This window comes from Polaromonas sp. CG_9.5, from assembly GCF_035984465.1.
Classification (GTDB): Bacteria; Pseudomonadota; Gammaproteobacteria; order Burkholderiales; family Burkholderiaceae_C; genus Polaromonas.
Window position 1 is genome coordinate 1 of the sequence record NZ_JAXCHR010000046.1, and the last position, 8,685, is coordinate 8,685.

An 8,685-nucleotide genomic window follows, 5' to 3' on the forward strand; every position below is an offset into this window, starting at 1 on the left:
TTGCAGCTGAAGTTGCTGATACTGCTGGAGTTTTTTCATCTTCACACCTTAGTTGAATAAAGGTGTTGCACTTCAGATTTGAGTCCGCCATGCGCTACAGGCCTGTTTCATTCCTAAAACCATAAAAAGACGGGCCTCAGTGTGCGCCCGCTGCCGCATCGCTGCTGCCTTCGCCCGTGCTGGGACGGCGGGTCAGGTAAATCAGCGGAATCAAGAGCAGGAACATCAAGGATGACGCATAAAAAATGTCGTTGGCCGCCAGCATGTAAGCCTGCTGATCGACCAACCGGTTCAGGCTGGCCAGTGCCTGCTGGGGGCTCAAGCCTGCGCTGGCCAAGCCAGACAGCGCGCTGGTGGCGGCTTGATTCCCCTGGCCGACGTACTCGCTGATTTGCGCGTGATGCATCGCGGCGCGGTCTTGCCACAAGGTCGTGGCAATCGAAGTGCCGAACGAGCCCGCCGTGATACGCACAAAATTCGACAGCCCCGAAGCCGCCGCAATCTTGTCGTACGGCAAGTTCGACAGTGTGATGGTCATCAGCGGAATGAAGAAAAACGCCATCGCGATGCCCTGAATGATCGTCGGAATCATGATGGTGCCGAAGTCAGCTTGCGTATTGAACCGCGAGCGCAGCCACAGCACCAGCGTGAACACCACGAAGGAAAAAGCAGCGTAGTGGCGCGGATCGACCTTGTGCAGCGTCTTGCCCACCACCGGCGACAAGATCATGGCAAACAGCCCGACCGGTGCCAAAATCATGCCCGCTTGCGTCGCGGTGTAGCCCATGTATTGCTGCAGCCACAGCGGCAACAACACCACATTGCCAAAAAACAGACCATAGCCGACCGACACGGCAATCACACCGGCCCAGAAGTTGCGCCGCTTGAACAGCGACAAGTCCACCACCGGATGCTCTTCGGTCAGCTCCCAGATCAGAAAAGCGATAAAGCCGACCACCGCCACCACACCCAGCCCGATCACCTCGCCGGAATGAAACCAGTCAAGTTCCTGGCCCTTGTCCAGCATGATCTGCAGCGAACCGACCCAGATCACCAGCAGCGCCAGGCCGATAGAGTCAATCGGCAGCTTGCGAATCTGACTTTCACGATGGCGAAAAATAGTCCAGGTGATGAAAGCTGCGCCAAAGCCGACCGGAATGTTGATGTAGAAAATCCACGGCCACGACATGTTGTCGGTGATCCAGCCGCCCAGCAGCGGCCCCATGACCGGCGCAATCAAGGTGGTCATGGACCAGAACGCCATCGCCGTGCCGGCCAGCGCTTTCGGGTAGCTCGACAGCAGCAATGCCTGCGACAGCGGAATCATCGGCCCGGCCACCAGCCCCTGCATGACACGCAAAAGAATCAGCGTTGGCATGTTGGGTGCCAGCCCGCACAACCACGAAAACAGCACGAACAGCAAGATGCTGCCCGTAAATAGCCGCACCTGGCCAAAGCGCTGCGATAGCCAGCCGGTCAGCGGCACGGCAATCGCCGTGGCCACGCCAAAGCTGGTGATGACCCAAACGCCCTGGTTGGGGCTGACGCCCAGGTCGCCCGCAATGGCGGGCAGCGACACGTTGGCAATTGACGAGTCGAGCACGTTCATGAAGGTGGCCGCCGACAGCGCCACCGTGCCCCAGGCGCGGGCTGCGCCGGTCAAGGGCGGTGGCGGGACGTATTCAGGAATAGCGGCAGGTGCGGAAATGGAGGCAGTAGCCATGAAAGCCTTGACGAAAGCGGAAGATCAAACAACGGGTCTGCGGGCATCCGGGCCCGCAGCTCAAAACAACCGGGCAGCGGTCAGCGCGTCGCCGTGGCGGCAGCCCTTTTTCCAAGGTTGGCGGCAATGATGCGTTGCACCTCTTCGTCGGCGGCATCGCTTTTCTGGGCGAACACCTGGCTATGCGCCTGCTGCGCATCGCGCGGCGCGTCGGCCAGCGTTGCGCCGTCCTGGCGGGTGATGTCGACTTCAACATCCATCGACAGGCCAATGCGCAGCGGATGTTCGGCAAGCTGCTTTTCGTCGAGCATGATGCGCACCGGCACGCGCTGCACGACCTTGATCCAGTTGCCGGTGGCGTTTTGCGCCGGCAGCAGCGAGAACGCCGCGCCGGTTCCCACGCCCAGGCCGGTCACGGTGCCGGTGTAGGGGACTTTCTTGCCATACACGTCGGCCACCAGCGTGGCGGGCTGGCCGATGCGGATATTGCGCAGCTGCACTTCCTTGAAGTTGGCGTCCACCCAGACCTGCTTGAGCGGAATGACCGACATCGTCGGTGTGCCAGCCGCCACCCGCTGGCCCAGCTGCACCGTGCGTTTGGCCACGTAGCCATCGACCGGCGCCACCAGGGCCGTGCGCTGCGACGCCAGGAAAGCTTCGCGCACCTTGGCGGCGGCGACCAGCACGCTGGGGTGCTGGTCGATGGCCGTGCCATCAGTCAAGGCTTGGTTGCTGCTGAGCTGCTCGCGGGCAGCGAGAACGCCGGCCTTTGCGGCAGACAGCGCGCTTTGGGCGTTGGCGAGTTGCGTCTGCGCGTGGCTCAGTTCTTCTTTCGATACCGCGCCGTTGCCGGTCAGTGACTGACGCCGCTTGAGGTCGTCGGCGGCCCGTGCAATGTCGCTGTTGGCCTTGGTAACGTCGGCGTCGCGCAGCGCGATTTGTGCGTTCAGTGAGCCGTTGTTAGCGTACAGCGTGCGCACCTGGCGCACCGCCTGGGCGAGTGCGGCTTCGGCCTGGTCCAGCGCGACTTTGGCATCGGCCGGGTCAAGCTGCACCAGCGGCTGGCCGGCTTTCACAAAGTCGGTGTCGTCCGCCATGATGGCCATGACGGTGCCGCCAATTTGCGGCGTGATCTGGATCACATTGCCCTGCACATAGGCGTTGTCGGTCGATTCGTAATGGCTGGCCACGAGGTATTCGTAGGTCGCCCAGCCCAAGCCGGCCACCACGACGACGCTGGCCAGCACGGTCAGTGCTCTCTTGCGTTTCGGATTGCCGGGGGCTTTGGCGGCTGCGGAGGCTTCGATGGCGGGAGCTTGCGGTGCGTTCATGGTGTGGGCGGTCGGTTTTTGTGAGGGATGACTTGCCTGCGCAAGCACTGGGCGCGTCGTGGGGGTGACGGACGCGCCTGTTGGGCTGATTTATGGCTTGAATGTGCCGCTTATGCTTACTGGACGGGCGCTGGCAGCTATTATTTTTGTAGTGTCTTGCACGGCTGGATTCTGCTCTGGCGTGTAGCCGCCACCCAGCGCGCGCATCAGCGCCACCTGCGTCTCCAGTGCGCGGCCCCTCAAATCGACAGCCAGCCGGCGCTGGGCCAGCACGTTGGTTTCAGCCGTCAACACGTTCAGGTAATTGCCCAGCCCGGCCTTGTAGCGCTGCACGGCAATGTTGTACGCGCCTTCTGCGGCGTCTTGCGCTGTACGCTGCTCGGCCTGCTGGCGAACAATGGCTTGGGACGACGCGACCTGATCGGCCACATCACGCACAGCGTCAATCACGGCGGCGTTGTAGCTTTCAACGGCGGCATCCAGATCGGCGGTTTTTCCGCGCAGGTTGGCGCGCAGCCGGCCTGCATCAAAAATCGGCAGACGCAGCGCCGGGCCAACGCCCCATTGCTGACTGCCCGAGTCCAGCAACCTGCCCAACCCAATGCTGGAAAAACCGGCAAAAGCGACCAGGTTGATGTTCGGATAAAACTGGGTTTTGGCGTTGGCCACGTCGCTGCTTGAAGCTTGCACACGCCAGCGCGCCGCCGCAATATCAGCCCGGCGACCCAGCAAATCGGCAGGAATCACCGGCGTGACCGCTACTGATTTAATAGCTGATTGCGCTGATGGAACAAGCGCATTGGCACTGTTTGAGCCCCCAATCAGCGCATTGAGCGCGTTGCGTGTCAGCGCTATCTGTTCTTGCAGCACTTCCAGCTGCAGGCGCGCCTCGGGCAGGCCGCCTTCGCTCTGGCGCAATTCCAGCCGCGTGTCCAGACCGGCATTGACGCGGTCTTGCACCAGCTTCAGGGTTTCTTGCCGCTGCGCCAGCGTGCGGCGCGCCACGCCGGCGTCCTCGTTCAGGCGCACCAGCTGAAAATAAGTGCGCGCGACCTGGCTGGCCAGCAACACGCGGGCCGCCTGCGCATCGGCTTGGGCGGCATTGACGCTGCCCAAGGCCGCATCCAGCGCCGCGCGGTTTTTGCCAAAAAAGTCCAGTTCCCAGCTGGCGCTGAGCTGGGCCGTTCCGCTTTCCCGGATGGAGCCTGCCAAGGGCGGCGGCACCGCGCCGTTGGCGGTGTAGCGCTGGCGCGTCAGGTCGAGCTGGCCATTGAGTTGCGGCAAGGTGGCGGCGTTTGCTACTTCGGTCACGGCCTGCGCGCGTGCCAGCCGGGCTTGCGCGAGTTTCAGGTTCGGGCTGGTTTCAAGCGCCTTGGCGACCAGGCCGTTGAGGGTTTCGTCGCCAAAATCACGCCACCATTCGGTCGCCACCGTCACGGGGGCCGATTCTGTCGCCAGGCCCAGCGACGGCGCATCGCGCAGGCTGGCTTGCGGCGCAATGCCCGACATGTCAGCGCAACCACTGATGCCGGTGGCAATCAAGCCGGCGGCGACCACGCCCGCGACGGAAACCAGCGCCATGCGAACCGAAGCGCACCAAACTGGCAGGAGCGGCTGCCCATGCAACATTTGGGAGGAAGCCAGCGCACTGCTTTGAGGCGAAGGCGCACTATTTTTATGTTTCATTTTTTTCTGTCGAGACTTGAAGTTGCAGTGTTTGTGCGGTGTCCAGCATGCGGCGCAGATAGCTTTTCAGAGTTTCCCATTCCTCTTCCGAGAAACCGGCCAGCAGCGCGTTTTGCACGTTGCATAGCACGCCGGGAATGTCTTTGGCGGCCGAGTGCCCAGCGTCTGTCAACTCCAGATTGACCACGCGCCGGTCATCGGCAGAACGCGTACGCCGGCACAGTTCTTTGGCCTCCAGTCGGTCGAGCAAACGCGTCATGGAGCCTGCATCGAGCTCGCACTGCCGCGCCAATTCGGCGGCTGTCGAAGCGCAGCCTATGTAGAGCTTGAGCATGGGCACCCATTGGGCATTGGTCAGTCCGGTCGGTTCGAGTTCTCGGGTCACGCCCTGCGCCAGCAATGAAATGATGCGGCGCATCATGTGGCCCACGCTGTCTTCAGAGCTGTAGCCTTCCACTTGGTAAAAATTTACCGGCGGCTTGTCGTTGTTCTTGGCATTCATGGCCCGAATAATACTTGCTTAAGCAATCATTGTCAAGGCTACTTTTGCATAAGCAATCTTTACCGTTAAACTCACGGCATGGCCACTTCAACTGCGCTCTCCCCGTCCTCTCCCGCCTCCGGTTCAGTGCCCGCCAAAGGGGCGCCGCGCTCTTTGTCCGGTCTGGTGCCTTTTTTGCGCCCGTACTGGGGCCGCATTGCGCTGGCGGTGTTTTTCCTGGTGATGGCCGCCGTTGCCACGCTGATTTTTCCGCTCGCGTTGCGCGGCCTGATTGACGGCGGCATGGGCGCGGCCGACAAGGGCGAAAAACTGTTGGCGCTGCGCAACCACTTTCTGGAGCTGTTTGGCGTTGCCGCCGCACTCGGGTTGTTTTCAGCCGGCCGGTTTTACACCGTCAGCTGGCTCGGCGAGCGGGTCACAGCGGACTTGCGCAATGCGGTTTATTCGCATGTCGTGCGGCAAAGCCCCGAGTTTTTTGAAACCACACAAACCGGCGAAGTGCTGTCACGCCTGACCGGCGACACGACACTGGTGCAAACGGTGGTGGGTTCGTCGCTGAGCATGGGGCTGCGCAATGCAGTCATGGGTATTGGCGCGCTGATCATGCTGGTCTATGCCAACCCGTATTTGATGGTGCAGGTGCTGGGCGTGCTGGTGCTGATCGTCGCGCCGTCGGTATGGTTCGGGCGGCGTGTGCGTAAGCTGTCACGCGCCAGCCAGGACCGGGTGGCCGACTCCAGCGCGATTGCAGCCGAAGTGCTCAATGCCATTCCGGTGGTGCAAAGCTATACCGCAGAAGACCGCGAAGCGGCGCGCTTTGACCGGTCCACCACCGACGCCTTCATCACCGCCATTCGCCGCACCAAAGCGCGTTCGGTGCTGGTGGCGTTCATCATCATTGCCACGTCGGCAGCGCTGCTGTGGGGCCTGTACCAGGGCACGCAGGCGGTGATGCGCGGCGATATTTCGGCAGGCCACCTGGGCGAGACGGTGGTGTATGTGATTATTCTGGCCAGCGCGGCAGCGGTGCTGGGCGAAGTCTATGGCGACCTGCTGCGCGCCGCCGGTGCCACCGAGCGGCTGATGGAGCTGCTGGAAAGCAATTCCCCCGTGTCTTCACCGTCAAATCCGGTTCCTGCGCAGGTAGTACGGTCGGGAAGCGCTATTAAATTAGAAGCAGTCACGTTTCACTATCCGTCCCGCCCAACGCAGCCCGCCTTGATTGATTTCAGCCTGAATGTGGCGCCCGGCGAAACCGTGGCCCTTGTGGGCCCGAGCGGCGCGGGCAAGAGCACAGTATTCCAGTTGCTGCTGCGGTTTTACGATCCGGTGACCGGCCGCATTGCGCTGGACGGCGTCCAGACATCTGCCATGGCGCTGCAGGACTTGCGCGGGCGTATAGGCCTGGTGCCGCAAGACGCGGTGATTTTCTCGACCAGCGCACTCGAAAATATCCGCTACGGCAAACCACAAGCCAGCGACGACGAAGTCCGGGCAGCGGCGCAAGCGGCCTTTGCGCACGAATTCATCACCGCGCTGCCCGAAGGCTATGACACCTTTCTGGGCGAACGCGGCGTTCGGCTTTCCGGCGGCCAGCGCCAGCGCATTGCCATTGCCCGCGCCATGCTGAAAAATTCGACCCTGCTGCTGCTGGACGAAGCCACCAGCGCGCTGGACGCCGAAAGTGAACGCATGGTGCAAGCTGCGCTGGAATCAGCCATGAAAGGCCGCACCACGCTGGTGATTGCGCACCGCCTGGCGACGATTCAAAAGGCCGACCGCATCGTGGTGATTGACCACGGACGCATCGTGGAGCAAGGCAGCCACGAGCAATTGATGGCCGCCAATCAGGTCTATGCCCGACTGGCTGCGCTTCAGCTCTTGTCCTGAACACCACAGGGCGCAAGCCCGCCAAAGCTGGGTTAGGAGCGCAGCGCGGCAATCCAGCACTGCGCCTGATCAAGCATGCCGTTGCATTAAACGGCCTGGATGCGAAAAATTAAAACTATACATTTTTTGCATAGTTAAAAATAAACAATGTCTTGGACAGTGGGCCGCGCTGGTACTAAGCTGCGCTACCTACATTTTTTAAACCAAGGACATTCCATGTCGAACCCCGTTGCCGCAGGCGAAAGCGTGATTGCACCCGCCTCTTCCTTACCCTCTTATCTCCAGGCCGACAATCTCGGCCCTTGGGGAAACTACCTGCAGCAGGTTGACCGGGTCATCCCGCACCTGGGCAATCTGGCGCGCTGGGCAGAAACCCTCAAGCGTCCCAAGCGCATTTTGATTGTTGATGTTCCCATTCACATGGACGACGGCACCATAGCGCATTTTGAAGGCTACCGCGTCCAGCACAACGTTTCGCGCGGCCCCGGCAAAGGTGGTGTGCGCTTTCACCAGGACGTCACACTGTCGGAAGTCATGGCGCTGTCGGCCTGGATGTCGGTGAAAAACGCAGCGGTCAACGTGCCTTACGGCGGTGCCAAAGGCGGCATTCGCGTCGACCCGAAAAAGCTCTCGCAGGGCGAACTCGAACGCATGACGCGCCGCTACACCAGCGAAATCGGCATCATCATCGGCCCCAACAAGGACATTCCTGCGCCCGATGTGAACACCAACGAGCAGATCATGGCCTGGATGATGGACACCTATTCCATGAACACCGGCTCCACCGCCACCGGCGTGGTCACCGGAAAACCTGTTGACCTGGGCGGCTCGTTGGGCCGGCGCGAAGCCACCGGACGCGGCGTGTTCACGGTGGGCACGGAAGCGGCACGGCATATCGGTATGGACATTGCCACGGCCCGCGTTGCGGTGCAGGGTTTTGGCAATGTAGGCGGCGTGGCCGGCAAGCTGTTTGCCGAAACAGGCGCACGCATCGTGGCGGTGCAAGACCACGGCGGCACGATTTTCAGTGACGCTGGGCTGGACGTTCCCGCACTGCTGCAGCACGTGGCCAACACGGGAAGCGTCGCCGGATTTGCCAATGCCGATGTCATCGCCGATGAAGAGTTCTGGGGCGTGGACTGCGACATCATGATTCCAGCTGCGCTGGAGCAACAGATCACCGCAAAAAACGCGGGCCGCATCAAGGCCCGCATGATCATCGAAGGCGCCAACGGGCCAACCACGCCGGCTGCCGACGACATCTTGCAGGAACGCAATGTGCTGGTGTTGCCCGACGTGATTGCCAACGCCGGCGGCGTGACGGTCAGCTACTTTGAATGGGTGCAGGATTTTTCCAGCTTTTTCTGGGACGAAGACGAAATCAATGCCCGTCTGGTGAAAATCATGAAAACCGCGTTTGCGGGTGTCTGGCAAGTCGCACAGGAAAAGAAGGTCAGCCGTAACCGTCCGACGAACACCATTCTTGCGCCGGGTTGATGAGCCGGGCAGTATCCGGGGAGTTGCCCACCACGATGGTGTGCACTTAACCCGGA

6 protein-coding genes are annotated in these 8,685 nt (G+C 61.5%); 2 read left to right on the plus strand and 4 right to left on the minus strand.

Features of this window, described 5'->3' with window-relative positions; all coding sequences use genetic code 11:
• Positions 1-136: 136 nt before the first annotated feature.
• The 4 genes from RCH06_RS17445 to RCH06_RS17460 form a co-directional block, all read right to left on the minus strand.
• Positions 137-1,723 carry a DHA2 family efflux MFS transporter permease subunit gene (locus RCH06_RS17445; protein ID WP_327082737.1) on the minus strand — a complete coding sequence of 529 codons (1,587 nt, stop codon included), beginning with the start codon at positions 1,721-1,723 and terminating at the stop codon, positions 137-139.
• An 80-nt stretch (positions 1,724-1,803) separates the two neighbouring features.
• Entirely contained in the window at positions 1,804-3,054 is a 1,251-nt protein-coding gene (locus RCH06_RS17450; protein ID WP_327082738.1) for an HlyD family secretion protein, read from the minus strand.
• 90 nt (positions 3,055-3,144) lie between these two features.
• On the minus strand, positions 3,145-4,635 hold the full coding sequence (locus RCH06_RS17455) for an efflux transporter outer membrane subunit (protein WP_327082739.1): 1,491 nt from the start codon (positions 4,633-4,635) through the stop codon (positions 3,145-3,147).
• 94 nt (positions 4,636-4,729) lie between these two features.
• The gene (locus RCH06_RS17460) at positions 4,730-5,242 is read right to left on the minus strand and encodes a MarR family winged helix-turn-helix transcriptional regulator (protein ID WP_327082740.1); all 513 of its coding nucleotides are present in this window, start codon (positions 5,240-5,242) and stop codon (positions 4,730-4,732) included.
• Between the two features lie 78 nt (positions 5,243-5,320).
• On the opposite strand from RCH06_RS17460, the gene RCH06_RS17465 reads away from it, so the two are divergent.
• The gene (locus tag RCH06_RS17465; RefSeq protein WP_327082741.1) at positions 5,321-7,132 is read left to right on the plus strand and encodes an ABC transporter transmembrane domain-containing protein; all 1,812 of its coding nucleotides are present in this window, start codon (positions 5,321-5,323) and stop codon (positions 7,130-7,132) included.
• Positions 7,133-7,348: 216 nt separating this feature from the next.
• On the plus strand, positions 7,349-8,629 hold the full coding sequence (locus tag RCH06_RS17470) for a Glu/Leu/Phe/Val family dehydrogenase (RefSeq protein WP_327082742.1): 1,281 nt from the start codon (positions 7,349-7,351) through the stop codon (positions 8,627-8,629).
• Positions 8,630-8,685: the final 56 nt, after the last annotated feature.

Excerpts from the sequence above, each read along its gene's own strand:
- RCH06_RS17470 (WP_327082742.1), top strand. The coding sequence starts at position 7,349 with ATGTCGAACCCCGTTGCCGCAGGCGAAAGCGTGATTGCACCCGCCTCT.
- RCH06_RS17445 (WP_327082737.1), bottom strand. The coding sequence starts at position 1,723 with ATGGCTACTGCCTCCATTTCCGCACCTGCCGCTATTCCTGAATACGTC.
- RCH06_RS17460 (WP_327082740.1), bottom strand. The coding sequence starts at position 5,242 with ATGAATGCCAAGAACAACGACAAGCCGCCGGTAAATTTTTACCAAGTG.
- RCH06_RS17450 (WP_327082738.1), bottom strand. The coding sequence starts at position 3,054 with ATGAACGCACCGCAAGCTCCCGCCATCGAAGCCTCCGCAGCCGCCAAA.
- RCH06_RS17465 (WP_327082741.1), top strand. The coding sequence starts at position 5,321 with ATGGCCACTTCAACTGCGCTCTCCCCGTCCTCTCCCGCCTCCGGTTCA.
- RCH06_RS17455 (WP_327082739.1), bottom strand. The coding sequence starts at position 4,635 with ATGGCGCTGGTTTCCGTCGCGGGCGTGGTCGCCGCCGGCTTGATTGCC.